This window comes from Pseudomonas sp. BR20, assembly GCF_050780135.1.
GTDB lineage: Bacteria > Pseudomonadota > Gammaproteobacteria > Pseudomonadales > Pseudomonadaceae > Aquipseudomonas.
In genome coordinates, this window is sequence record NZ_CP172012.1 from 5,161,478 (window position 1) to 5,185,951 (window position 24,474).

A 24,474-nucleotide genomic window follows, 5' to 3' on the forward strand; every position below is an offset into this window, starting at 1 on the left:
GTGTTCTCTCATAAAGCAAAAGAGCAGCCGAAGCTGCTCAAATGTTGGTGCGCTTATTCTAATGACAACGCTGGAAACCAATCCTCAGCGTTTCTGTGTCAGGGCGCGACGCTCGAACTCGACGATGCGCTGACGGTAGTGTTCGATGGTCTGGGCGGTCAGGACGCTGCGTTGGTCGTCCTTGAGCTCGCCGTTGAGTTCCTGGGACAGCTTGCGGGCAGCGGCCACCATCACGTCGAACGCTTGTTTCGGGTGACGCGGGCCCGGCAGGCCGAGGAAGAAGCTCACCGCAGGGGTGCTGAACAGGTCAATGTCGTCCAGGTCGAAGGTGCCTGGCTTGACTGCGTTAGCCATGGAGAACAGCACTTCGCCGTTGCCGGCCATGCTTTCGTGGCGGTGGAAAATATCCATCTCGCCAAAGCGCAGGCCGCTTTCGAGGATGTTCTGCAACAGCGCCGGGCCCTTGAAGCCGGCCGCGTCGCGGCAGATCACGCTGATCACCAGCACTTCTTCAGCGGCAGGCTGATCGTTGACCGATTGACGCGGCGCATTCTTGCCGGCGTTTTCGTCCGGGAAGTCATCGTCGCGGCTGCTGAAGCTCGGGCCTTCATCGACATCGAGGTTCAGGTCGCCCTGATGCGGTTCGGCAACGCTGGCGCTGCCACGCTTGCCACGCTTGGAGGATGGCTCGCGGGCTTCACGCACCGGCGCGCTCATCGACGGCAAGTCATGCTCGTCCAGTTGCGGTTCCTTATGGGTATCCAGCACACGGGGCGGCCCCAGCAGCTCGGCGCTGCCGTCGTCGTCGGGCAAGTTGGACAGGTTGCGGTCCAGACGGAATTTGAGCTTGCCCTTGCCACCGCGCATGCGGCGCCAGCCATCAAAAAGAATACCGGCAATGACAATGATGCCGATGACGATCAGCCACTCGCGCAGACCGATTTCCATGTAATCCCGTGCCTCTAATAAAAAATGCTGAAAAATAAGGGGTTTAGCACCGTGTAAACCGCTTTAAAACGTGGCGCCAACTCTATGTTCTGACTGACGTTTTGCCCACGCATACGAAAAATTGACATTAAACTAGCACGACCAAAGATAACTTTACACAGTTGACGCGAAATGTGTCGAATTGCCAGCTTTCAGGCATAGTAGGCAATCTCTTACAGCAGGCGCCGACTGTGAGCTACAAGCCCTGAGCTACAAGCTTCAAGCCAACTCACTTGCCGCTTGAAGCTTGCCGTTAGGCGTCCACCATCGCCATCGCTTCTTCGACATCCACCGCGACCAAACGTGAACAGCCCGGTTCATGCATTGTCACCCCCATCAACTGATCAGCCATTTCCATGGCGATCTTGTTGTGGGTGATATAGATGAACTGCACCGTCTGGGACATCTCCTTGACCAGTCGCGCATAGCGTCCAACGTTAGCGTCATCCAGTGGTGCGTCAACTTCGTCGAGCATGCAGAACGGCGCCGGGTTCAACTTGAAGATGGCAAACACCAGGGCCAATGCGGTCAGGGCTTTTTCGCCGCCGGACAACAAATGGATGGTGCTGTTCTTCTTGCCCGGAGGCCGCGCCATGATCGTTACCCCTGTATCGAGTAGATCTTCGCCCGTCAGTTCCAAGTAAGCGCTGCCACCACCGAAAACTTTCGGGAATAACGCCTGTAAACCGCCATTAATCTGATCAAAGGTATCTTTGAAGCGGTTACGGGTTTCCTTGTCGATCTTGCGGATCACGTTTTCCAGGGTGTCCAGGGCTTCCACCAGGTCGGCGTCCTGGGCATCCAGATAACGTTTACGCTCGGACTGCTGTTGGTATTCATCGATGGCGGCGAGGTTGATCGCGCCGAGTCGCTGGATACGTGCGGCAATCCGTTCAAGTTCTTCTTCGGCCTCTTTCTCGTTGGCCTGGGCGGTCAAGGTGTTGAGCACGCCATGCAAGTCGTAGCCGTCTTCGAGCAATTGGTCTTGCAGGGTCTTGCGGCGCACGGTCAAAGCTTGCCATTCCATGCGCTGTTGTTCGAGCTGGCCGCGAATCAGCTGGGATTGCTGCTCGGCCTGGGTCCTGCGTTTTTCCGCATCGCGCAGTTCGCGATCGGCATCTTCCAGGGCGATCTGCGCGGTCTTGAGTTCTTCGTCGACGGTCATGCGTTTGTCGAGCAACTCTTCAAGCTTGAGGCGCAACTCTTCCAGCGGCGCTTCGCCCTCCTCCAGGTTGAGACTCAGTTGCTCGCGCTTTTCGGTCAGGCGTTCGGACTGCATCTCCAGGCGCTCAAGGGCCTGGGCCGTGGAATTGTGCTGGGCCTTGAGCGAACCCAGGCGCACTGCCAACTGATGGGCGTGGTCCTTGTGCTGGCGGGCTTCCTGGCGCACACGATCAAGGCGCTCGCGCAGGCTGTCACGCTGGGCCAGCAGCAGTTCGCGCTGCTCGGTGTCCAGGGCCATGCTGTCGAGGGCTTCCTGCAATTGCAGGCGCGCTTCGCCGATCTGTTCGTGTTCGAGGGCGCGCTGCTCGCCCATCTCCGCCACTTCTTCGTCGAGGCGGGTGCGGCGCAGGGTCAGTTGCTCGGCCTTGGCTTTGCTCGCGGAGAGCTGCGCTTTTAATTCGCCTTGCTGGCGCGCTTCGTCCTGCAACAGGCGGCGCAGGTGTTCGCGGCCGGTCTCTTGCTGGCGCTGGGTGGCGCGCAGGGTTTGCAGTTCGGTTTCGAGGCTTTCCAGGGTGGCTTCGCGCTCTTCACGCTCGGCGATCAGGTTGACGATTTCCTGGCCACGGGCCAGAACGCCGCTTTCCGCTTCACTGGCACGGCGCACTCGCAGGAAGTGGCGGCCGACCCAGTAACCGTCGCGGCTGATCAGGCTTTCGCCGGCAGCCAGTTGACCGCGCTGGGCCAGGGCCTGCTCCAGGGACTCCACCGGTTTGACCTGGCCCAGCCACGGCGACAGGTCAATTGCCGCCTCGACCTTGTCCAGCAGGCTGCCCGGCACCCGCGTGCCATCAGCGGCGGGGCTGAGCAAACGCAGGTCACCCTGGGTAAAACCGGCCAGGTCGAAGCCGCCAAAATCATCCACCAGCACGGCTTGCAGGTCGGCGCCTAAAACGGTCTCTACCGCCAGCTCCCAACCGGCTTCGACCTTCAAGCCTTCGGCCAAACGCGGACGCTCGGCCAGGTGCTGATCACGCAGCCATTCGGCGGTGCCGGTGCCTGGGTCCAACGCCGCTTGCTGCAAGGCTTCAAGGGACGCCAGCCGGCCATTGAGCCGCTGCAAATCGCCCTGGGCCTGCTGCTGGGCCTGGGTCGCCTGTTGCAGCTGCTGACGCAGTTGCTCCAGGCGCTCCACTTGTTGTTCTTCGCTGGCTTCCAGCTCCTCCAGCGTCATTTCGCTTTCGGCCAGTTGCTCGCTGAGTTCCATGATCGCCGCGTCTTCCGGGTCGGCGGCAAGCAGCACCCGCTCTTCCTGCAGACGACGCTGGCGTTCGGCCAGGCGTTCCATGCTGGTTTCCAGTTGCTGGATGCGCGACTGCTGCACCTCGGCCTGGCGCCGCGGTTCGGCAGATTGCAGGTTGAAGGCGTCCCACTGCTCCTGCCAACCGTGCATGGTGGTTTCGGATTCTTCCAGCGCAGCGGCGGCCTCTTCGGCGGCGGCGTTGGTGATCTCCTGCTCGGGGGTGAGCATGTCCAGCTCTTCGCCCAACGTCAGCAGCAAGGTGCGGTCGTGGCCCAGGTGCGATTCGGTTTCCAGGCGCGCGCGTTCGGCTTCCTTCAAATCGTCCTGCAACTGACGCAGGCGCTGCTGGCCGTGCTGGATGCTTTGCTCGACCCGGGCGATATCGCCGCCCACCGAATAGAAGCGGCCCTGCACCAGATTGAAGCGTTCGGACAGGTCATGGTGCCCGTCGCGCAGGCGCTCGATGGCGGCGTCGGCATTGCGCTGCTCGGCCACCAGGGCCTCGAAGCTGATTTCCTGGGTGCCGATGATCGCTTCGCGCTGGCCCACCTGGTCATTCAGCGCCTGCCAGCGCAGGGCCGACAGTTGCGCCTTGAGCTGGCGCTCTTCGCCCTTGTATTCCTGATACTTCTCGGCAGCCTGGGCCTGGCGGTGCAGGCGCTCCAACTGGCGCTCCAGCTCTTCGCGCAGGTCGGTGAGGCGGGCAAGGTTTTCATGGGTGCGGCGGATACGGTTTTCGGTCTCGCGGCGGCGCTCCTTGTACTTGGAGATACCGGCCGCCTCCTCAATAAAGTTGCGCAGGTCTTCGGGCTTGGCTTCGATCAGCTTGGAGATCATGCCCTGTTCGATGATCGAATAGCTGCGCGGGCCCAGGCCGGTGCCGAGGAAGATGTCGGTAATGTCCCGGCGTCGGCACTTGGTGCCGTTGAGGAAGTAACTGTTCTGGCTGTCGCGCGTCACCTTGCGGCGGATGGAGATTTCCGCGTAGGCCGCGTATTCGCCGATCAGGGTGCCGTCGGAGTTGTCGAACACCAGTTCGATGCTGGCCTGGCTCACTGGCTTGCGGCTGGTGGAGCCGTTGAAGATGACGTCGGTCATCGACTCGCCACGCAGGTTTTTTGCCGAGCTCTCGCCCATCACCCAGCGTACGGCGTCGATGATGTTCGACTTGCCGCAGCCATTGGGCCCGACCACTGCCGCCATGTTACTGGGGAAGTTCACCGTGGTCGGGTCGACGAAGGATTTGAACCCCGCCAGTTTGATGCACTTGAGCCGCACGTTTAGGCGTCCGCCAACGCAGCGATGACCAGCGAGCTGCTGCGCTCGCAGTAGGCCGACAGCACCTGGCGAATCTGCAGCAGGTCACGGGCGAGCACGGCGGCGAGCAGTTGCTCGAACAGCGCCAGGTACTCACTCATGGACGCCTTGCGCTGATCCAGGGCCAGGTAATAGGCGCGGTTCATCGCTGGCTGCAGGTTCTCGACGGTTTCCTGCAAATACGGGTTGTTGGCAAAGGGGTATGCGGCGCGCATCACATTGAAGCATTCTTCGACAAAGGCGCGGATGTCCTGGCGCTCGAAATTGCTCACCAGGCGCTGCTGGATCTGTACGAACGGCGCCATGTCGGCCTGGGTCTGCCAGCCCTGGGCGACCGCATTGCCAAGCAGGATATACAGCTCACTCATCAGCGTGCACAGACTCTGCACCTTGTGCGCCGTGAGCTCGGTCACGTGGGCGCCACGGCGCGGCAGGATCGCGATCAGGTGGCGACGTTCGAGGATCAGTAAAGCTTCACGCACGGAACCACGGCTGACATTGAGCGCCAGCGTGACTTTCTGTTCCTGGATCCGCTCCCCAGGCTTGAGATCGCCGCGAATGATACGTTCGGCGAGGTGGTGAGCGATCTGCTCGGCGAGACTGTCCGGCGCCTTGAACGTCATGTTTTCCCTTCAAAATCTTCTATCGGTACAAGCGCGGCAGTGTAGCGCATTGGCCCGCTGATGGCGCTACGCCCACCGTGGCGAATTTGGCATGAAATAAGCAACTTTTACGCATCAGGCGAAACCCATAAGCCGCCAAAAACGCCGGTTCCAGAAGACTGGACCATAATTGAATGTGTTGCGATCGCAATTTCTTGACCTTAAAGTCAGAAAATCGTTGACCGAAAAGTCAGACATGACTAGATTCGGCGCAAAGCGGTTAACAACAATAATGAGTCTGCGAGGCCTTCCGTGATCCAGTTTTTACTTAACCAGGAACTCCGTAGCGAGCACGCCCTGGACCCCAACCTCACCGTGCTCAACTATCTTCGCGAGCATGTGGGTAAACCCGGTACCAAGGAAGGCTGCGCCAGCGGCGACTGCGGCGCGTGCACCGTGGTGGTCGGCGAGTTGCACACCGACCCTCAGGGCGTTGAGCAGATCCGTTATCGCAGCCTCAATTCCTGCCTGACATTTGTCTCGTCGCTGCACGGCAAACAACTGATCAGCGTCGAAGACCTCAAGCACCAGGGTCAACTGCACAGCGTGCAACAGGCCATGGTGGAGTGCCACGGTTCGCAATGCGGCTTTTGCACCCCGGGTTTTGTGATGTCGCTGTTCGCCCTGCAAAAGAACAGCGACGCTCCCGACAGCCAAAAAGCCCACGAAGCCCTGGCCGGCAACCTGTGCCGCTGCACCGGTTATCGGCCGATCCTCGCCGCCGCCGAACAGGCCTGCTGCAATAAACCGGTGGACCAGTTCGACAGCCGCCAGGCCGAGACCATCGCCCGCCTCAAAGCTATCGCGCCGACCCAAACCGGTGAACTCAACAGCGGCGACAAACGCTGCCTGGTGCCACTCACCGTTGCCGACCTGGCCGACCTCTACGATGCCTACCCCCAAGCCCGCCTGTTGGCCGGCGGCACCGACCTGGCCCTGGAAGTCACCCAGTTCCACCGCACCCTGCCGGTGATGATCTATGTCGGCAATATTGAAGAGATGAAGCGCATCGAGCGCTTCGACGACCGCCTGGAAATCGGCGCTGCCACCGCCCTCTCCGACTGCTACACCGCGCTGCACCACGAATACCCGGATTTCGGCGACCTGCTGCACCGCTTCGCCTCCCTGCAAATCCGCAACCAGGGCACCCTCGGTGGCAATATCGGCAACGCTTCACCGATTGGCGATTCGCCGCCGCTGCTGATCGCCCTCGGCGCGCAGATCGTGCTGTGCAAAGGCAACGTGCGCCGTACGTTGGCGCTGGAAGACTACTTCATCGACTACCGTGTGACGGCGCGCCAGGACAGCGAGTTCATCGAGAAAATTATCGTTCCTAAAGGCCACGCGTTGTTCCGTGCCTACAAGGTTTCCAAGCGCCTGGACGATGATATTTCCGCCGTCTGCGCTGCATTCAATCTGAAGATCGACAACGGTGTGATCAATGAGGCCCGCGTCGCCTTTGGCGGCATGGCCGCCACGCCAAAACGCGCGAAAAGCTGCGAAGCCGTGTTGGTCGGCGCCACCTGGAACGCCGCCACCGTCGAGAAAGCCTGCGCCGCCCTGGCCGAGGATTTCACCCCGCTGTCGGACTTCCGCGCCAGTAAGGAATACCGCCTGCTCAGCGCGCAGAACCTGCTGCGCAAATACTTCATCGAACTGCAAACGCCGCACATCGAGACTCGGGTGACCGCTTATGTCTAACCATCACGCCGTGGAAAAAACCCAGGCCGAACTGGCCGCGCTGTTTGCCCAGGACCTGACCTCCGGGGTCGGCCGCAGCGTCAAGCATGACAGTGCCGCCAAGCACGTATCCGGTGAAGCGCAGTACATCGATGACCGCCTGGAATTCCCCAACCAGCTGCACCTGTATGCGCGCATGTCCGACCGCGCCCACGCCCGGATCATCAGCATCGACACCGCGCCCTGCTATGCCTTTGACGGCGTGCGCATCGTCATCACCCATGAAGACGTGCCGGGCCTCAAGGACATCGGCCCGCTCATGCCCGGCGACCCGTTGCTGGCCATCGATACGGTGCAGTTCGTCGGCCAGGTCGTTTTGGCCGTGGCTGCCCGCGACCTGGACACCGCACGCAAGGCCGCGATGGCCGCGGTGATCGAATACGAAGACCTGGAGCCCGTGCTGGATGTGGTCGAGGCGTTTCGCAACAAGCATTTCGTACTCGACAGTCACACCCACCAACGGGGCGATTCGGCGGGCGCGCTGGCCACAGCGAAAAACCGTATCCAGGGCACGCTGCATATCGGCGGCCAGGAACACTTCTACCTGGAAACCCAGATCTCATCGGTGATGCCCACCGAAGACGGCGGCATGATCGTCTACTGCTCCACGCAGAACCCCACCGAAGTGCAGAAGCTGGTGGCCGAAGTGCTGGACGTGTCGATGAACAAGATCGTCGTCGATATGCGCCGCATGGGCGGCGGTTTTGGCGGCAAGGAAACCCAGGCCGCCAGCCCGGCGTGCCTGTGCGCGGTGGTGGCGCGCCTCACCGGCCAACCGACCAAGATGCGCCTGCCGCGCGTCGAAGACATGCTGATGACCGGCAAACGCCACCCCTTCTATATCGAATACGACGTGGGCTTCGACGACAGCGGTCGCCTGCACGGGATCAATCTGGAGCTGGCCGGTAACTGCGGCTGCTCGCCGGACCTGTCCAACTCGATCGTCGACCGCGCGATGTTCCATGCCGACAACTCTTATTACCTGGGCGATGCCACGGTGAACGGCCATCGCTGCAAGACCAACACCGCGTCCAACACCGCCTATCGCGGCTTCGGTGGCCCGCAAGGCATGGTCGCCATCGAGGAAGTGATGGACGCCATCGCCCGTCATTTGGCGCTGGACCCGCTGGCGGTGCGCAAGGCCAACTACTACGGCAAGACCGAGCGCAACGTCACCCACTACTACCAGACCGTCGAGCACAACATGCTCGAAGAGATGACCGCCGAACTTGAAGCCAGCAGCCAATACGCCGAGCGCCGCGAAGCGGTTCGCCTGTACAACGCCCACAGCCCGATCCTGAAAAAAGGCCTGGCGCTGACGCCGGTCAAGTTCGGTATCTCGTTCACGGCGAGTTTCCTGAATCAGGCGGGCGCGCTGATCCATATCTACACCGACGGCAGCATCCACCTGAACCACGGCGGCACAGAGATGGGCCAGGGCTTGAACACCAAGGTCGCGCAAGTGGTGGCCGAAGTGTTCCAGGTGGACATCGACCGCGTGCAGATCACCGCCACCAACACCGACAAGGTACCCAACACCTCGCCGACCGCTGCCTCCAGCGGTACGGACCTGAACGGCAAGGCCGCGCAGAATGCCGCCGAAACCATCAAGCAACGCTTGGTGGAATTCGCCGCACGCAAGTACGACGTGAGCGAAGCGGATGTGGAATTCCACAACGGCCATGTGCGCGTGCGCGACCAGATCCTTACCTTCGAGGCGTTGATCCAGCAGGCGTATTTCGCCCAGGTCTCGCTGTCGAGTACCGGCTTCTACAAGACCCCGAAAATCTTCTACGACCGCAGCCAGGCGCGCGGTCGGCCGTTCTATTACTACGCGTTTGGCGCTGCCTGCTGCGAAGTGATCGTCGACACCCTGACCGGCGAATACAAGATGCTGCGCACCGACATCCTTCACGATGTGGGCGCCTCACTGAACCCGGCCATCGACATCGGCCAGGTGGAAGGCGGCTTTATCCAGGGCATGGGCTGGCTGACCATGGAAGAGTTGGTGTGGAACAACAAGGGCAAGCTAGAGACCTGCGGCCCGGCCAGCTACAAGATCCCGGCGGTGGCCGACATGCCTTTGGATTTGCGCGTGAAGCTGGTGGAAAACCGTAAGAATCCGGAAGACACGGTGTTCCACTCCAAGGCCGTGGGCGAGCCACCGTTCATGCTCGGGATAGCCTCGTGGTGCGCGATCAAGGATGCGGTGGCGAGCCTGGGTGACTATCGCCATCAGCCGAAGATTGATGCGCCGGCGACACCGGAGCGGGTGTTGTGGGGGTGTGAGCAGATGCGCAAGGTGCAGACGGCGACAGCTGTCGAGACTGAAACTGAAATGGCTTCGCTCTAGACCGAGGCGCTGCCATCGGGGGCAAGCCCCCTCCCACACTTGAAGGTATTCACAGATCAAAATGTGGGAGTGGGGCTTGCCCCCGATGACGGCCTGACAGACACCACAAGAGGTGACTATGAACAACTGGATCAGCGCCCTCGCCGACCTGCAAAACCAAGGCGAACCCTGTGTACTGGTGACCATCATCGAAGAGCTCGGCTCCACGCCGCGCAATGCCGGTTCAAAGATGGTGATCAGCGCCGCGCAGACCTTCGACACCATCGGCGGCGGGCACCTTGAGTACAAAGCGATGCAGATCGCCCGCGATATGCTCATGCGTGGCCAGCAGAACACCCACCTGGAGCGCTTCAGCCTCGGCGCGAGCCTGGGCCAGTGCTGCGGTGGCGTCACCGTGTTGCTGTTCGAACCCATGGGCCAGGTCCAGGCGCAGATCGCCGTATTTGGCGCCGGCCATGTCGGCCGCGCGCTGGTGCCGTTGCTGGCGACCCTGCCGTGCCGGGTGCGCTGGATCGATTCGCGCGAGCAGGAGTTTCCGGATCATATCCCCCACGGCGTGCGTAAAATCGTCAGCGAAGAGCCGGTGGACGAAATCGCCGACCTGCCGGTGGGCAGTTACTGCATCGTCATGACCCACAATCACGCGCTGGATCTGGAACTGACCGCCGCCCTGCTCAAGCGCAATGACTTTGCCTACTTCGGCCTGATCGGTTCCAAGACCAAACGCGTCAAGTTCGAACATCGCCTGCGCGATCGCGGCTTCGACGCCGCGCAGTTGCAACGCATGCGCTGCCCCATGGGCCTCACCGAGGTGAAGGGCAAGTTGCCGGTGGAGATCGCCATCTCCATCGCCGGCGAAATCATCGCCACCTATAACGCCAATTTCGGCCAGCACACCGCGAGCGCCGAACCCATTGCCAAATTGCTCCCGGCCTCGCGCCGCAGCCAAGCAATTCCTTCTTTTGCCAAGAATTGAGATCACCATGCCTTTGACTCGCAAAGCCTACCGTGCCGCCATCCTGCATAGCATCGCCGACCCCGCCATCGTTGGGATCGAAGCCTCCTACGAGTATTTCGAAGACGGCTTGCTGGTGATCGAAAACGGCCGGATCAGCGCCGTTGGCCATGCTGGCGACCTGCTGCCGACCTTGCCTGCCGACATCGACATCACCCATTACCAGGATGCGCTGATCACCCCGGGCCTGATCGACACCCATATCCACCTGCCGCAAACCGGCATGGTCGGCGCGTATGGCGAGCAGTTGCTGGACTGGCTCAACACCTACACCTTCCCGTGCGAAAGCCAGTTCGCCGACAAGGCCCATGCCGAAGAAGTCGCAGACATTTTTATCAAGGAACTGCTGCGCAACGGCACCACCACCGCACTGGTGTTCGGCAGCGTGCATCCGCAGTCGGTGAACGCTTTTTTTGAAGCGGCGGAAAAACTCGACCTGCGCATGATCGCAGGCAAAGTGATGATGGACCGCAACGCCCCGGATTACCTCACCGACACCGCCGAATCCGGCTACCGGGAAAGCAAGGCGCTGATTGAACGCTGGCACGGCAAGGGTCGCCTGCACTATGCGGTCACACCGCGTTTTGCGCCGACCAGCACGCCGGAGCAATTGGCGCTGGCCGGGCAACTGTTGGGCGAGTACCCGGACTTGTACATGCAGACGCACATCAGTGAGAACAAGCAGGAAGTCGAGTGGGTAAAGGCACTATTCCCCGAGCGAAACGGCTATCTGGACGTGTACGACCACTACAAGCTGCTGGGCGAGCGTTCGGTGTTTGCCCACGGCGTGCACCTGTGTGATGACGAATGCGCGCGGTTGGCGGAGACGGGGTCGGCGGTGGCGTTCTGTCCGACCTCGAACCTCTTCCTCGGCAGCGGCCTGTTCAACCTGCCGATGGCCGAGAAACACACACTCAACGTTGGCCTGGGCACGGACGTGGGCGGCGGCACCAGTTTCTCACTGCTGCAAACCCTCAACGAAGCCTACAAGGTCATGCAATTGCAGGGCGCGCGGTTGAGCCCGTTCAAGTCGTTGTACCTGGCCACCCTTGGTGGTGCGCGGGCGCTGCGCCTGGAAGACAAGATCGGCACGTTGCAGCCGGGCACCGATGCAGACTTCCTGGTGCTGGATTACAACGCCACGCCCCTGCTGAGCTATCGCTTGAAGCAGGCCAATAACATTGCCGAGACGTTGTTTGTGTTGATGACGCTGGGGGATGATCGGACGGTGTTGCAGACCTATGCGGCCGGCCAACTCGTGCACCAACGCTGATCTCAACCGCCACACAAAACCAAATGCGGGAGGGGGCTTGCTCCCGATGGCAGTGGCTCAGTTAGTAATGTGTTAACTGATCCACCGCTATCGGGAGCAAGCCCCCTCCCACATTTTGTCCCGGGTGAGCCGGGGAAATTACAGCTTTATCGAGGAACGCCCCGGCTTCTTGGTCTGCAACAAATGCGAGAACACCGCATGCAAATCATCCGACGCACTTTCCTCGTCGAGGTTGAGCTTGCTGTCGATGTGATCCATGTGATGCATCATCAAATTCACCGCCAGCGCCGCGTCCCGTGCTTCGATCGCATCGATCAGCTGTGTATGTTCATCGTAAGAGCAGTGCGAGCGGTTGCCGCTTTCATATTGGGCGATGATCAACGAAGTCTGGGACACCAGGCTGCGCTGGAAGCTGATCAGCGGCGCGTTTTTCGCCGCTTCGGCCAGCTTGAGGTGGAATTCGCCGGAGAGGCGGATGCCGGCACCGCGATCGCCGCGGGAGAAGCTGTCGCGCTCGTCGTTGACCATCTGGCGCAACTCGGCCAGTTGCTCGGCGGTGGCGTGCTGTACCGCCAACTCGGTGATCGCTCGCTCTACGAGGCGCCGGGCCAGGAACACCTGGCGCGCTTCTTCCACGCTTGGGCTCGCCACCACCGCGCCACGATTGGGCCGCAGCAACACCACGCCTTCATGGGCCAGGCGCGACAGGGCGCGGCGAATGATGGTGCGGCTCACGCCGAAGATTTCGCCCAGTGCCTCTTCGCTCAATTTGGTACCGGGTGCCAGGCGCTGCTCGAGGATCGCCTCGAAGATATGCGCATAGACGATATCGTCCTGGGTTCCGCTGCGACCGGTCTTACCGGCTCGCGGTTGTTTCTTGAGAGGTTGCAACTGTTCGTTCATGGGCACTCGGGTCGGGAGAACGGCGGCGAATTAACGGTAATACGGCAACTTTAAGGTAATACGGCAACACTGGGTCGCTGGCAAGTACCACCTAAAAACACGGCACATTGTACACAACCCACTGCGCCAACACACTGTACGGCTGTTTGCGGTGCCGTCTGTATTGCAATGAGTCGTTACGTTTGAGTTTAGGCTTGAATCTGCGCCGCCACCGGCAAAAAACCAGGTAAAAGGAACACCTCTCCATGACCGACGCCACCCAAGCGCCTTTGCGCCCGCTGGCCGACACTTCTGCGTCCGCCGTCGTCGCCGGCTTTATCGCCATGATGACCGGCTACACCAGCTCCCTGGTCCTGATGTTCCAGGCCGGCCAGGCTGCCGGCTTGACCACGGCGCAGATTTCTTCGTGGATCTGGGCGATTTCCATCGGCATGGCTGTGTGCAGCATCGGCCTGTCCCTGCGCTATCGCACGCCGATCACCATTGCCTGGTCCACCCCTGGCGCGGCGCTGTTGATCACCAGCCTGGGCGGTGTGAGTTATGGCGAGGCCATCGGTGCCTACATCACCTGCGCGGTGCTGGTGACGCTCTGCGGGCTCACCGGCAGCTTTGAAAAACTGGTCAAGCGTATCCCTGCGTCGTTGGCGGCAGCGTTGCTGGCGGGGATCCTGTTCAAGATCGGCAGCGAGATTTTCGTTGCCGCGCAGCATCGCACCGGCCTGGTACTGGGGATGTTTTTCACCTACCTGATCATCAAGCGCCTGTCGCCACGCTATGCGGTGCTGGCCGCGCTGGTGCTCGGCACCCTGTTGTCGGGGCTGATGGGCTTGCTGGACTTCAGCGGCTTCCACCTGGAAGTGGCGACGCCGGTGTGGACGCCGCCGCACTTCTCGCTGGCGGCGACCATCAGCATCGGGATTCCGCTGTTCGTGGTGGCGATGACCTCGCAGAACATGCCCGGCGTCGCCGTACTGCGGGCCGATGGCTATAACGTGCCGGCCTCGCCGCTGATCACCACCACCGGCCTGGCCTCGCTGGTGCTGGCGCCGTTCGGCTCCCACGGTATCAACCTGGCGGCGATCAGCGCAGCGATCTGCACCGGGCCCCATGCCCATGAAGACCGCAACAAACGCTACACCGCCGCCGTATGGTGCGGGGTGTTCTACGGCATCGCCGGGGTGTTCGGAGCGACGCTGGCTGCATTGTTCGCGGCCTTGCCCAAGGAGCTGGTGCTGTCGATTGCGGCCTTGGCCTTGTTTGGCTCGATCATCAATGGCTTGAGCATCGCCATGAATGAGCCGAAGGAACGGGAAGCGGCGCTGATCACCTTTATGGTTACCGCGTCAGGCTTGACGTTGTTTTCCATCGGGTCGGCGTTCTGGGGGATTGTGGCGGGGGTGTTGACGCTGCTGATTCTGAACTGGCGCAAGGCATAAAAAAACGGCGACCCTCAGGTCGCCGTTTTTTTCAGTATCACTTGGCCGCGTTGATCGGCTTTTCCGGATACCACACGTCCAGCAGCGGGCTGACTTCAGCCTTGGTCAGCTCGGAACGGGTTTTCAACCAGGCTTCGACGGCAGCGCGCTGCTCTTCGGAGACCGAGCCACGCTTCTGCAGGCAAACCAGACCGTAGTCATCGCCGCCGACATAGCCCAGACCATTGGCTTCCATGGCTTCTTTGATGAACGCTTCGAGGAAAGCGTCGATAGCTTCTTCACTCAGGCCTTCTTTGAAGTCCAGGTTCAGTTCGAAACCCAGCTCTTGAAATTCATCAACGCACAGTTTTTTGCGCAGACGCTGGGAACGGTTAGTCGCCATTGGAACAATCCTCATAAGTAATAACGGGCGGCACTTTAGCAGTTTAAGACGACGATTGCCCGACTCTCTGGGACAGGCGGCACTTTGCTGTTAAAAAAACGCCGATTACCAGCTATCGTTCAGCTACAAGTGCGTTCACCTTGGGGCATAATGCCGACACTTTCATGACCATTGAGGGAATTTTCCTATTTACCCCTCGCCTTTTTCACCCTCCTCAGCAGTAGGGTTTTACTTCTTATGATCAAATCTTTGCGTCCATTGCTACTCGCCGGTTTTCTCCTGCCACTGGCCTTTTCCACCTCCGCTGCCCCGATCAATAACACCCTGCCGCCGAACGTCCAGCAGGCACTTGCCAAAGCCAAGCTGCAAAACACCGCGCTGTCCCTGGTGATGATCCCCCTGAACGGCCCCGGCACCCCCACGGTTTTCAACGCCGACGTCTCGGTGAACCCGGCCTCGACCATGAAGCTGGTCACCACCTATGCGGCCCTGGAAATGCTCGGCCCCAACCACCAGTGGAAAACCGAGTTCTACACCGACGGCACCCTCAGCGGTGGCGTGTTGCACGGCAACCTGTACCTCAAGGGCGGCGGCGACCCCAAGCTGAATATGGAAAAACTCTGGCTGCTGATGCGCGACCTGCGGGCCAATGGCGTACAGCAAGTCACCGGAGACCTGGTGCTGGACCGCAGTTTCTTCAACCAACCGCAGTTGCCGGAATTCAATGATGACGGCAACGACGAGAACAAACCGTTCCTGGTCAAGCCCGACGCCCTGCTGGTCAACCTCAAGGCCCTGCGCTTTGTGACCCGTAACGATTCGGGCCGCGTGCTCGTCTCGGTCGAGCCGCCGATTGCCAGCATCCGCATCGACAACCAGGTCAAGGCCTCCAACGCCAAGCAGTGCACCGGCGACGTACGCTACAACCCGGTCACAGGCGCCGATGGCAGTATGACGGTCACCGTCAGCGGCCAACTGGCCGATGGCTGCAGCTCGCAGACCTACTTGTCGCTGCTGGACCACGCCACTTACACCGCGGGTGCAGTGCGGGCGATCTGGCAGGAACTGGGCGGCAGCATCCAGGGCCGTGACATCCAGGCGCCGGTGCCCAAGGATGCCAAGGTGCTGGCCCGCGCGTTTTCGCCGGACCTGGCGGAAATCATCCGCGACATCAACAAATACAGTAACAACACAATGGCTCAGCAGTTGTTCCTGAGCCTGGGTGCACAGTTCCGCAACGATGCCGACGGCGACGATGCCAAGGCCGCGCAACGTGTGGTGCGCCAGTGGCTGGCGAAGAAAGGCATCACCGCGCCACACCTGGTGATGGAGAACGGTTCGGGCCTGTCCCGTGCCGAACGGGTCAGCGCCCGCGAGATGGCCGCCATGCTGCAAGCCGCCTGGAAAAGCCCCTACGCTGCGGAATACATCAGCTCGATGCCGATCGCCGGCACCGACGGCACCATGCGCAAACGCCTGAAGACCACCGCCATGCGCGGCGAAGCCCACGTCAAGACCGGTACGTTGAACACTGTGCGTGCCATTGCCGGGTTCAGCCGCGACAACAACGGCAACACTTGGGCGGTGGTGGCGATCCTCAACGACCCGAAACCGTGGGGCGCTTCGTCGGTGCTGGACCAGGTGCTGCTGGATCTGTACCGCCAGCCGAAGCTGGCGGCGCCTTCACCGGTGCTCTAGGACACTATGGGAGGGAGCTTGCCCCGATGGCGATGGAGCAGTCACAGCCAGGTTGACTGACACTGCGCCATCGGGAGCCCTCCTCCCACATACCTTTCAAGCCCGTACCCTCTCCGGCTCCACCCGATCCCTGCCCGCCTGCTTGGCCACATACACCGCCGAGTCGGCACGCAATAACAGCCCATCGATGCCTTCATCCACCCGCCAGCTGGCCACCCCAAAGCTGGCGGTGACGATGCCCACCGGCTCAATCGGCAGGCTGCGCAGCGATTGCCACAACTCCATGGCCAGGCCATATGCCTGCTCGCCGCCGGTGTTGGGGCACAGCACCATAAACTCCTCGCCCCCCAGGCGGCAGAATACATCGGTGCGGCGCAGACGTTGACCGATGCGCTTGCACAACTCCTGTAACACCCCGTCGCCGACTGCGTGCCCGTGCTGGTCGTTGATACGCTTGAAGTGATCGATATCGAGCATGATCACCGACAGCGTCCCCGAGGTCCGGTTGAGCCTGGCCATCTCGACCCTGAGGCGATCCTGGAAATAGCGGCGGTTGTGAATGCCGGTCAGGGAATCGGTAATGGACAGCGCCCGCAGTTCTTCTTCTACACGCTTGAGATCGGAAATATCCGACACGTAGCCATGCCACAGCGTACCGCCCCCCGGTAATTCTTCCGGCGTGGCCTCGCCACGAATCCAGCGCAGGCCACGTTGCGGCAACAGCACCCGATACTCTTCGCGCCAATGGCTCAACTGCAACGCCGACAAACGAATCGACGCCCGTACCCGCTCCGCATCCAGCGGATGGATCCGTTCGAAGACCTTCGTCGCATCTCGTTGCAACGCGTTGACCTCGATTTCATAGATGTCGCGCATACCATCGCTGGCGTAGATGAAACGCCAGTTGTCCTGGGGCTCAAGGGTGAATTGGAAAATACCGCCGGGCACGTGGGCGCTGAGTTTCTTGAGCAGGCGGTCCCGTGCCGACAGGGCCTCGTAGGCGCGTTTCTGCTCGGTAACATCCAGGTAAATGGCCAGGTGACCGATCCACAGACCATGGTCATCCAGCAATACGGTGGCCAACATGTTCACGATCAACTGGCTGCCATCCTGGCGGACCAAGGTCCACTCCCGGGCTTCGTGCAGGTTGTCGGGGCTTTCAACCAGCATGGCCTGGCTCGCCGGGATACGCTTGCCCAGGGTCACGCTCAGGCTGGCCGAGCGTGCCTCCAGCTCGACCGCCAAGTGCAGGCTTTCCAGGGTCAGCCTGCCCACCACCTGCTCGGCCGGGAACCCCAGCATCTGCTCGGCACCGGCGTTGAAAGTATTGATGACACCCCGCAGGTCAGTGGCGATGATCGCCACTTGGGTAGCGGCATTCAGCACACTGCGCAACTGGCCGTGGGCACCGCGCAGTTCCTGCTCACGCAAACGCAACTGCACAGTGCGTTGCTCCACCAGTTTCAACGCGCGCTGGCGTTGGCTTACCAACACATAGAGCAAGGCGCTGAGCAGCAGGCTGAGTAGGCCACCCATGGTCAGGATCGTGGACAGCGAGGAATGATTGGTCTGCTCGAATACCTGGCTCGGGCGCAGGCTCAGGGCGTACACATGGTCGCCCAGGGTCAGGCGGCGCGCGCCAGCGAGGTCGCTGTTGGCCACGGCATTGCCGGACTCGAAGAGCACACGCGATTGCAGGTCGGAGGTGTCGACGATCTGCATCACCAGGTTGTCCCGCTCCGCTTTGGGCAATCCATCGGCGACCAGTTGGCGCATGCTGATCACCGCCATCACATAACCGTAGGGCTCATTTTTGGACAGCTCGGACATGGGCAGGTGGCTAACCGGCGCGACCAGTAATACACCCGTGGCATAAGCCGGCTCGACCCCCACCAATTGCATCGGTTGGGACACCGCCAGCTTGCCGCTCTTTTGCGCACGTTCAAGGGCCGAGCGTCGCAAGGGCTGGGCCAACAGGTCAAAGCCCAGGGGTGTGCCCAGCAGGCTTTGGGTCTGGCTGTAGAGCACCGGCACGTATTCATCATGCTCGGGCGCAGGAGCCAATTCACCCGCCGAATTCAATTCACGGATCACAAAAGGCGTGCCCTGCTGGCGGCTCACCTCTTGCTCAAACTGTCTGCGCTGTTCGCGAAACACGCGGGGCGCCCAGGAGTAGGCACGGGCGCGCAATAACAACGGCTGGGCAAACCCATCGAACTCTTCGCGGGACACGTCATCGGAATTGACGAAGAACCGCCGCAGGCTGTTCAGGCGTTGTTCCTGATCCTCGAAGCGTTCCTGCAAGCGGGTGTAACGCTCGTTGACCAGCAACTGAAAGCGTTGGCGCACCTGTTGCTGATAGAGGTCGGAGGCGGCCCAGGCGATGACTGCCGTCAGCGCGAAACCTGCCAATAACACCACCAATGCCACCAGCCAAGCGGACGCCTGCTCACTGATAAAGCCTAGAATTTTCGGGCGAACGGCTTGCAACGGCATAGGCAGCACTCACAACGCCAGCCTGCGGGAGGTGTCACTTTGGCTAGGCCCTAAGTTATAGCTATCGGCCCAGGCTTTGACCAGCGTAAAAAAGCCGCAAGCCCGGAATAATCCAGGCTTGCGGCTTTTTCTTAGCGCCGATCAGCGAGCCATGATTTTCCATGCCCGGTGGATCTTCGCATTACGCGCAAAGTCCGGATCGATGGTCTTGTCGCTGATTTCCTCGACCGCATAGCGTTCGCTGAGGTTGTCCTCCAGCTGGAACTTGCGGAAGTTGTTCGAGAAATACAGCACGCCGCCCGGTGCCAGGCGCGCCATGGCCAGGTCGAGCAACTGCACGTGGTCGCGCTGGACGTCGAAGATGCCTTCCATGCGCTTGGAGTTGGAGAAGGTCGGCGGGTCGATGAAGATCATGTCGAACTCATCGCGGCTGGCGTCCAGCCAGGCCATCACGTCACCCTGCTCCAGGCGGTTCTTGTCGGAGAAACCGTTGAGGGAGAAGTTGCGGCGGGCCCAGTCCAGGTAGGTCTTGGACAGGTCGACACTGGTGGTGCTGCGCGCGCCGCCCTTGGCTGCGTGCACACTGGCGGTGGCGGTGTAGCAATACAGGTTGAGGAAACGCTTGCCGGCCGCTTCCTTCTGAATACGCATGCGCATCGGACGGTGATCGAGAAACAGACCGGTGTCCAGGTAGTCGGTGAGGTTGACCAGCAGCTTGACGCCGCCTTCGCTGACCTCGGTGAACTTGCCCTGGGCACTCTGGCGCTCGTACTGCTTGGTACCGCTCTGGCGCTCGCGACGCTTGACCACCACGCGGCTCTTGTCGATGTTCAGTGCCTGGGGAATGGCGGCCAGGGCATCGAACATGCGGGCCGAGGCTTTTTCCGGATCAATGGATTTGGGCGCGGCGTATTCCTGCACGTGAACCCAATCGTGGTACAGGTCGATAGCCATGGAGTATTCGGGCATATCGGCATCGTATACGCGGTAGCAATCCACGCCTTCACGCTTGGCCCACTTGCCCAGCAGCTTGAGGTTCTTTTGCAGGCGGTTGGCGAACATCTGCCCGCCTTCGCTCAGGCGCGCCTGCTCGACCACAGGGGCCGGGGCTGGCTTGATCGGGTTGCCGTTCTTGTTGTACTGGCGCTCTTGTGGCTCGACCGGGGCTTGGTCGTAAACGGCCTGCTCACGTTCAGCCTGGCGCTGTTCCGGGGTACGACGCTCGCCGGTGACGAACTGATCCGGGTTGACCTTGATCAGCAGCAATTTGCACGGCAATGCGCCGTTCCAGAACGAATACTGCTTGTGGCTGCGGATGCCCATGCGCTTGCCCAGGTCCGGCGCGCCGGTGAACACCGCCGCTTCCCAGCCCATGCACGCCTGGCGCAAACGCTCGCCAAGGTTCTGGTAGAGATACAACAGGCTGGCTTCGTCACCCAAACGCTCGCCGTAGGGCGGGTTGCAGATCACCAGGCCTTTCTGGTTCTGGTCCGGGCGCGGCTCGAAGGTGCCCACTTCGCCCTGGTACACCTTGATCCAATGGCTCAGACCGGCGCGCTCAATGTTGTTGCGTGCAGGCTGGATCAGGCGCGGGTCGGCTTCATAGCCACGCACCCACAACGGCGGCTTGTTCATACCGATGGCTGCGCGTTCAGTGGCCTCGGTGTGCAGCTTCTTCCACAACGCCGGGACGTGACCCAGCCAGGTGGTGAAGCCCCACAATTCGCGATTCAGGTTGGGCGCCATGTCGGCGGCGATCATCGCGCCTTCCACCAGGAAGGTACCCACGCCGCACATCGGGTCAGTCAGCGCGCCGCCTTCGGCAGCAATGCGCGGCCAGCCGGCACGAATCAGGATCGCCGCCGCCAGGTTTTCCTTCAACGGCGCGGCGCCCTGCTGCAGGCGGTAGCCGCGCTGGTGCAGGCTGTGGCCGGACAGGTCGAGGGACAGGATGGCTTCGCCACGGTCCAGGCGCAGGTGGATGCGCAGGTCCGGGTTGATCTTGTCGATGGACGGGCGTTCGCCGGTCGGGGTGCGCAGCTTGTCGACGATCGCATCCTTGACCTTCAGCGCGCCGAAGTGGGTGTTGTCGATGCCTGAGCCGTGACCGCTGAATTCCACTGCCAGGGTACCGTCAGAGACCATGTGATCGGCCCATTCAATATCCAGCACGCCGTGGTAGAGGTCTTCGGCGTCCTTCATGGGAAAGCGCTTGAGCACCAGCAACACACGGTTGGCCAGGCGCGACCAGAGGCACAGGCGATAGGCGGTTTCCATGTCGGCCATGCCGCGCACGGCCGAAGTGTGCTCGCGGGCTTCCTCAAGGCCAAGCCCGACGGCTTCCTCGATCAGCAGGCCTTCGAGGCCCTTGGGGCAGGTGAGGAAGAGTTCAAAACGGTCCGACATGGGGCATTCCAGGCTTTTCAGCAATAAATGAACGGGCGACGCATCGCCGGCTCGGTTTTCAAGCAAGCACTTTTCTTGAAGAGTGCTCGCGTGGCACGAATGTGCCGTTCCACCCCGTCTGACGGGCCCTGGGGCCTTTATTGACAGAGCAGGGAGAGAATTTGACGCAACAAAAAGAAATATTCCGACCCTTCGTCGAATAATAACCGACTGCAACCAGTGGGCATTCTCACTAAAGGTTTAAACCCATCCTCTTTGCAGGGTGCATCATAGCTGGCTTTGCCCAACAAATGGGGCGAAAAGCCATCCCAGCTTATGGCTATAGCATCGTTATCGTTACGTGCTTATGACAAAACGATCATTGAATCCATGTGACCTATTGGTTAGAACTCAACACAGGTTGGCGCCGTAACGACGCCGACACCTAGGCTCGCCACGCCGGCAGCGAGCCCACCAACGGCAGAAAAACTCTGCCCGGCCTCAGACGAGGCCGAAGGATATCAAGACAGTCAACAAGTGAGGGAAACACCCTATGAGAAGACTTAAGCGTGATCCGTTGGAAAGAGCATTTTTACGCGGATATCAATATGGCGTTCATGGCAAATCCCGTGAGCTTTGCCCATTTACTCTACCGTCGGTACGCCAAGCCTGGATCAACGGCTGGCGAGAAGGACGCGGCGACAACTGGGACGGTATGACTGGCACTGCGGGCATCCACAGACTCAACGAACTTCACGCCGTCGGCTAATCAAGGGCATTAATTCCGACACCACCACGAATATGTAACGACTTAACCACGCACGCCCTATCCAGGCGGCGGGCTTCGGCCCAGGGGGCTCCTTTATGGAGCCCTTTTTATTGTGATTGTCCTTTTATTGTGGCGAGCGGGCTTGCCCCGCGTTGGGCTGCGAAGCAGCCCCAATAAGATCCACTCAGTCTTTCAGATAGAAATGCGCTGCCTGGTTTCAGGGCCGCTGCGCAGCCCCACGCGGGGCAAGCCCGCTGGCCGCAATCGCATCCACCGACTGGCGAATCAACGCCGGGCCTTTGTAAATAAAACCCGAGTACAACTGCACCAGGCTGGCACCCGCAGCGATCTTCTCGGCTGCATGCTTGCCTTCGGTGATGCCGCCCACCGCGATGATCGGCAAACGCCCGGCCAGCTCAGCGGCCAGCACCTTGACGATATGGGTGCTCTTGTCCCGCACCGGCGCGCCCGACAGGCCACCCGCTTCATCGCCATGGGCCAAGCCCTCGACGCCGACACGGCTGAGGGTGGTGTTGGTCGCAATCACCGCGTCCATGCCCGAATCCACCAGGGCCTGGGCCACCAGCACGGTTTCTTCGTCGCTCATGTCCGGGGCAATCTTGATTGCCAGCGGCACGCGCTTGCCATGGCGCACGGCCAGGTCTTCCTGGCGCTGGCGCAGGGCTTCGAGCAATTGCTTGAGCGAATCGCCGAACTGCAGGCTGCGCAGGCCCGGGGTGTTGGGGGAACTGACGTTGACGGTGACATAACTGGCGTGGGCGTAGACCTTGTCCAGGCAGATCAGGTAGTCATCCACCGCACGCTCGACCGGGGTGTCGAAATTCTTGCCGATGTTGATGCCCAGGATGCCCGTGTACTTCGCGGCCTCGACACGCGAAAGCAGGTGATCGACGCCCAGGTTGTTGAAACCCATGCGATTGATGATCGCCTCGGCTTCCGGCAGGCGGAAGATCCGTGGCTTGGGGTTACCCGGCTGCGGGCGCGGCGTCACGGTGCCGATCTCCACAAAACCGAAACCCAGTTGCGCGAAGCCATCGATGGCCGCGCCGTTCTTGTCCAGGCCGGCGGCCAATCCGACCGGGTTGGGAAAGTCGAGCCCCATCACTGACACCGGCATTTTTGCCGGTGCCTTGCATACCAGGCCATTGAGCCCCAGGCGGCCACCGGCGCCGATCAGGTCCAGGGACAGATCGTGGGAGGTTTCCGGGGAGAGTTTGAACAACAGCTGGCGGGCCAGGGTATACATGGGCGGGCTAGACTCGGATGGCGGCGAAAGGTGGCCGCGATTATAGCCGGGGTGACGGGGTACACGCGAGGCGAGCCGCCCAAACGTCAGTAGCGCTGCTGTACCAGGGTCTCATAACGTGCCCAGATTTTTTCTGCATAGCGCATGCGCAACGCGTCGCGCTGAGGGCCGGAGCCGGGCCCGACATTGTAGGAACCCACAGCCGTCCAGTTGTAGCCAAAACGCTGGATAAACTCGGCGAGTATGGAGGCCCCGACTTCCACCGACAGACAGGGTTCACTCAACAGCCTTTCCTCGGTGATACCCAGCTTGAGCAGGCGAGGCAAATGGATACTGTTGATCTGCATCAGGCCGATATCCCGTGTGCCATTACCGTTCGCGTAGTTCATCGCATCCGGGCGAAAATCCGACTCCACGGCGGCGATAGCCTGTAGCAATTCCGGCTCGATATCGTAGCGATGGGCGGTTTCCTCCCAGCAATAGGCCAGTGCCTGGTTGCCGCTCGTCACCAGGCCAAGCAACAGCAACCTGCGCCAGAACTCAGCCATGACTGACTTGGCCACAGGCCGAACACACATACTGCACGGTATCCATAGGCCCGTGTCCATGCTGCTCAGCCTTCACCGGGCATGTAAAGCGATACCCCCGACCATAGATGGTCTTGATAAACCCCTTGTCAGCGCCAAGATGCTTGCGCAGCGAGTAAATGCAACGGGTCAGCGACTCCTCGGCGACCTCCCCCTGGGGCCAGGCCAACTCCAGCAAACGGTCCTTGCTCATCAGCACACCGCCAGAGACCAGCAGCAGCCGCAAAACATGCAGCTCCTTGGGTGGCAACTGGACATCGCTGCCGTCGCCGGTCAGGCGACCGTCGCCATGCAGCGTCCACTGGGAAAAGAGCAGGGAAGTCGCCGTCAATTCATCATTCACGACGGCCATATCTACCTCGACATCCGACTACTGACATTGAAGTCCTTATTTTCCAGTACTGGCTCTTTCGCCCACATCACGACTATAAAAAACCGCCTTGCAGCCCACGCTAGGAAAAAACCCATACAACCAACGCTTTTTAGCCCCCCCCTGTAAGACTCTTCACCCACACACACCAGACGCTCCCCTTTTATAGACCTCGTGCAATTCAACCCCCAACCGGTCCTCCAGTTGCACCAACTCGCCCAATGCGAGCAACCGGCCATTAACCCGAACCTCCACGCAGTGGATAATGCCTGGCGACAATGGCAGCACCTTTCCAGGAGCAAAGGCTGCCAGGCGCCTGCGGCTGATCAGTTGTTCCTGTAGAAGAATTTCCAAATGCATGGGTCAACGC

At 60.9% G+C, this 24,474-nt stretch carries 18 protein-coding genes; 7 read left to right on the forward strand and 11 right to left on the reverse strand.

All coding sequences use genetic code 11. The features are described 5' to 3' along the window. Window positions 1–84 precede the first annotated feature (84 nt). From zipA to ACHPFG_RS23760, 3 genes are all read right to left on the reverse strand, one after another. A complete protein-coding gene (gene zipA, locus ACHPFG_RS23750; RefSeq protein WP_131699670.1) occupies window positions 85–948 on the reverse strand; it encodes a cell division protein ZipA in 864 nt (287 codons plus the stop codon). Window positions 949–1,240: 292 nt separating this feature from the next. After that, window positions 1,241–4,729: a chromosome segregation protein SMC gene (smc, locus tag ACHPFG_RS23755; RefSeq protein ID WP_431700587.1), complete on the reverse strand. Its 3,489-nt coding sequence runs from the start codon at window positions 4,727–4,729 to the stop codon at window positions 1,241–1,243. A 2-nt stretch (window positions 4,730–4,731) separates the two neighbouring features. Then, window positions 4,732–5,391, reverse strand: coding sequence for a GntR family transcriptional regulator (locus ACHPFG_RS23760; protein WP_053132831.1), 660 nt, complete (start codon window positions 5,389–5,391; stop codon window positions 4,732–4,734). 291 nt (window positions 5,392–5,682) lie between these two features. On the opposite strand from ACHPFG_RS23760, the gene xdhA reads away from it, so the two are divergent. The 4 genes from xdhA to guaD all read left to right on the forward strand — a co-directional run bounded on the left by xdhA (window position 5,683) and on the right by guaD (window position 11,811). After that, window positions 5,683–7,131, forward strand: a complete 1,449-nt coding sequence (gene xdhA, locus ACHPFG_RS23765) for a xanthine dehydrogenase small subunit (RefSeq protein ID WP_431700588.1) — start codon at window positions 5,683–5,685, stop codon at window positions 7,129–7,131. Further along, window positions 7,124–9,523, forward strand: a complete 2,400-nt coding sequence (gene xdhB / locus ACHPFG_RS23770) for a xanthine dehydrogenase molybdopterin binding subunit (protein ID WP_431700589.1) — start codon at window positions 7,124–7,126, stop codon at window positions 9,521–9,523. Before xdhA ends, xdhB begins: the two co-directional genes overlap by 8 nt. Window positions 9,524–9,641: 118 nt before the next feature. Next, window positions 9,642–10,499, forward strand: coding sequence for a xanthine dehydrogenase accessory protein XdhC (gene xdhC / locus ACHPFG_RS23775; RefSeq protein WP_259243375.1), 858 nt, complete (start codon window positions 9,642–9,644; stop codon window positions 10,497–10,499). A gap of 7 nt (window positions 10,500–10,506) precedes the next feature. Next, a complete protein-coding gene (gene guaD, locus ACHPFG_RS23780; RefSeq protein ID WP_131699676.1) occupies window positions 10,507–11,811 on the forward strand; it encodes a guanine deaminase in 1,305 nt (434 codons plus the stop codon). Between the two features lie 138 nt (window positions 11,812–11,949). On the opposite strand, the gene ACHPFG_RS23785 is transcribed toward guaD, so the two are convergent. Further along, entirely contained in the window at window positions 11,950–12,714 is a 765-nt protein-coding gene (locus ACHPFG_RS23785; RefSeq protein WP_431700590.1) for a GntR family transcriptional regulator, read from the reverse strand. Window positions 12,715–12,959: 245 nt separating this feature from the next. Between ACHPFG_RS23785 and ACHPFG_RS23790 the strand changes: the two genes are divergently transcribed. Then, window positions 12,960–14,150 (forward strand): benzoate/H(+) symporter BenE family transporter, encoded by a 1,191-nt coding sequence (locus tag ACHPFG_RS23790; protein WP_431700591.1) that lies wholly within the window; start codon window positions 12,960–12,962, stop codon window positions 14,148–14,150. 37 nt (window positions 14,151–14,187) lie between these two features. Here ACHPFG_RS23790 and ACHPFG_RS23795 read toward each other — a convergent pair whose 3' ends face one another. Further along, the gene (locus ACHPFG_RS23795; protein ID WP_010208515.1) at window positions 14,188–14,532 is read right to left on the reverse strand and encodes a YggL family protein; all 345 of its coding nucleotides are present in this window, start codon (window positions 14,530–14,532) and stop codon (window positions 14,188–14,190) included. Between the two features lie 237 nt (window positions 14,533–14,769). Between ACHPFG_RS23795 and dacB the strand changes: the two genes are divergently transcribed. Beyond that, window positions 14,770–16,230, forward strand: a complete 1,461-nt coding sequence (dacB, locus tag ACHPFG_RS23800) for a D-alanyl-D-alanine carboxypeptidase/D-alanyl-D-alanine endopeptidase (RefSeq protein WP_131699678.1) — start codon at window positions 14,770–14,772, stop codon at window positions 16,228–16,230. Window positions 16,231–16,326: 96 nt separating this feature from the next. Here dacB and ACHPFG_RS23805 read toward each other — a convergent pair whose 3' ends face one another. Together ACHPFG_RS23805 and rlmKL are read right to left on the reverse strand one after the other, a co-directional pair. Further along, window positions 16,327–18,726 (reverse strand): sensor domain-containing diguanylate cyclase, encoded by a 2,400-nt coding sequence (locus ACHPFG_RS23805; RefSeq protein WP_431700592.1) that lies wholly within the window; start codon window positions 18,724–18,726, stop codon window positions 16,327–16,329. 141 nt (window positions 18,727–18,867) lie between these two features. Then, a complete protein-coding gene (gene rlmKL / locus ACHPFG_RS23810; protein WP_431700593.1) occupies window positions 18,868–21,132 on the reverse strand; it encodes a bifunctional 23S rRNA (guanine(2069)-N(7))-methyltransferase RlmK/23S rRNA (guanine(2445)-N(2))-methyltransferase RlmL in 2,265 nt (754 codons plus the stop codon). A 532-nt stretch (window positions 21,133–21,664) separates the two neighbouring features. Between rlmKL and rmf the strand changes: the two genes are divergently transcribed. Beyond that, window positions 21,665–21,880 carry a ribosome modulation factor gene (rmf, locus tag ACHPFG_RS23815; protein ID WP_002553055.1) on the forward strand — a complete coding sequence of 72 codons (216 nt, stop codon included), beginning with the start codon at window positions 21,665–21,667 and terminating at the stop codon, window positions 21,878–21,880. Window positions 21,881–22,097: 217 nt separating this feature from the next. Here the strand turns inward: rmf and ACHPFG_RS23820 are convergent, their stop codons facing one another. The 4 genes from ACHPFG_RS23820 to ACHPFG_RS23835 all read right to left on the reverse strand — a co-directional run bounded on the left by ACHPFG_RS23820 (window position 22,098) and on the right by ACHPFG_RS23835 (window position 24,464). Continuing rightward, window positions 22,098–23,147 carry a quinone-dependent dihydroorotate dehydrogenase gene (locus ACHPFG_RS23820; protein WP_431700594.1) on the reverse strand — a complete coding sequence of 350 codons (1,050 nt, stop codon included), beginning with the start codon at window positions 23,145–23,147 and terminating at the stop codon, window positions 22,098–22,100. An 86-nt stretch (window positions 23,148–23,233) separates the two neighbouring features. Continuing rightward, window positions 23,234–23,695 carry a transglycosylase SLT domain-containing protein gene (locus ACHPFG_RS23825; RefSeq protein WP_259243360.1) on the reverse strand — a complete coding sequence of 154 codons (462 nt, stop codon included), beginning with the start codon at window positions 23,693–23,695 and terminating at the stop codon, window positions 23,234–23,236. After that, entirely contained in the window at window positions 23,688–24,086 is a 399-nt protein-coding gene (locus ACHPFG_RS23830) for a winged helix-turn-helix domain-containing protein (protein WP_131699683.1), read from the reverse strand. The genes ACHPFG_RS23825 and ACHPFG_RS23830 overlap by 8 nt, the downstream gene beginning before the upstream one ends. A 153-nt stretch (window positions 24,087–24,239) precedes the next feature. Continuing rightward, on the reverse strand, window positions 24,240–24,464 hold the full coding sequence (locus ACHPFG_RS23835; RefSeq protein WP_131699684.1) for a FliM/FliN family flagellar motor switch protein: 225 nt from the start codon (window positions 24,462–24,464) through the stop codon (window positions 24,240–24,242). Window positions 24,465–24,474 lie beyond the last annotated feature (10 nt).

What these genes read in the sequence shown, in the direction of transcription:
- zipA (WP_131699670.1), bottom strand. Translation starts at nt 948, where the DNA reads ATGGAAATCGGTCTGCGCGAGTGGCTGATCGTCATCGGCATCATTGTC.
- ACHPFG_RS23760 (WP_053132831.1), bottom strand. Translation starts at nt 5,391, where the DNA reads ATGACGTTCAAGGCGCCGGACAGTCTCGCCGAGCAGATCGCTCACCAC.
- xdhB (WP_431700589.1), top strand. Translation starts at nt 7,124, where the DNA reads ATGTCTAACCATCACGCCGTGGAAAAAACCCAGGCCGAACTGGCCGCG.
- xdhC (WP_259243375.1), top strand. Translation starts at nt 9,642, where the DNA reads ATGAACAACTGGATCAGCGCCCTCGCCGACCTGCAAAACCAAGGCGAA.
- guaD (WP_131699676.1), top strand. Translation starts at nt 10,507, where the DNA reads ATGCCTTTGACTCGCAAAGCCTACCGTGCCGCCATCCTGCATAGCATC.
- ACHPFG_RS23785 (WP_431700590.1), bottom strand. Translation starts at nt 12,714, where the DNA reads ATGAACGAACAGTTGCAACCTCTCAAGAAACAACCGCGAGCCGGTAAG.
- ACHPFG_RS23790 (WP_431700591.1), top strand. Translation starts at nt 12,960, where the DNA reads ATGACCGACGCCACCCAAGCGCCTTTGCGCCCGCTGGCCGACACTTCT.
- ACHPFG_RS23795 (WP_010208515.1), bottom strand. Translation starts at nt 14,532, where the DNA reads ATGGCGACTAACCGTTCCCAGCGTCTGCGCAAAAAACTGTGCGTTGAT.
- dacB (WP_131699678.1), top strand. Translation starts at nt 14,770, where the DNA reads ATGATCAAATCTTTGCGTCCATTGCTACTCGCCGGTTTTCTCCTGCCA.
- ACHPFG_RS23805 (WP_431700592.1), bottom strand. Translation starts at nt 18,726, where the DNA reads ATGCCGTTGCAAGCCGTTCGCCCGAAAATTCTAGGCTTTATCAGTGAG.
- rlmKL (WP_431700593.1), bottom strand. Translation starts at nt 21,132, where the DNA reads ATGTCGGACCGTTTTGAACTCTTCCTCACCTGCCCCAAGGGCCTCGAA.
- rmf (WP_002553055.1), top strand. Translation starts at nt 21,665, where the DNA reads ATGAGAAGACTTAAGCGTGATCCGTTGGAAAGAGCATTTTTACGCGGA.
- ACHPFG_RS23820 (WP_431700594.1), bottom strand. Translation starts at nt 23,147, where the DNA reads ATGTATACCCTGGCCCGCCAGCTGTTGTTCAAACTCTCCCCGGAAACC.
- ACHPFG_RS23825 (WP_259243360.1), bottom strand. Translation starts at nt 23,695, where the DNA reads ATGGCTGAGTTCTGGCGCAGGTTGCTGTTGCTTGGCCTGGTGACGAGC.
- ACHPFG_RS23830 (WP_131699683.1), bottom strand. Translation starts at nt 24,086, where the DNA reads ATGGCCGTCGTGAATGATGAATTGACGGCGACTTCCCTGCTCTTTTCC.
- ACHPFG_RS23835 (WP_131699684.1), bottom strand. Translation starts at nt 24,464, where the DNA reads ATGCATTTGGAAATTCTTCTACAGGAACAACTGATCAGCCGCAGGCGC.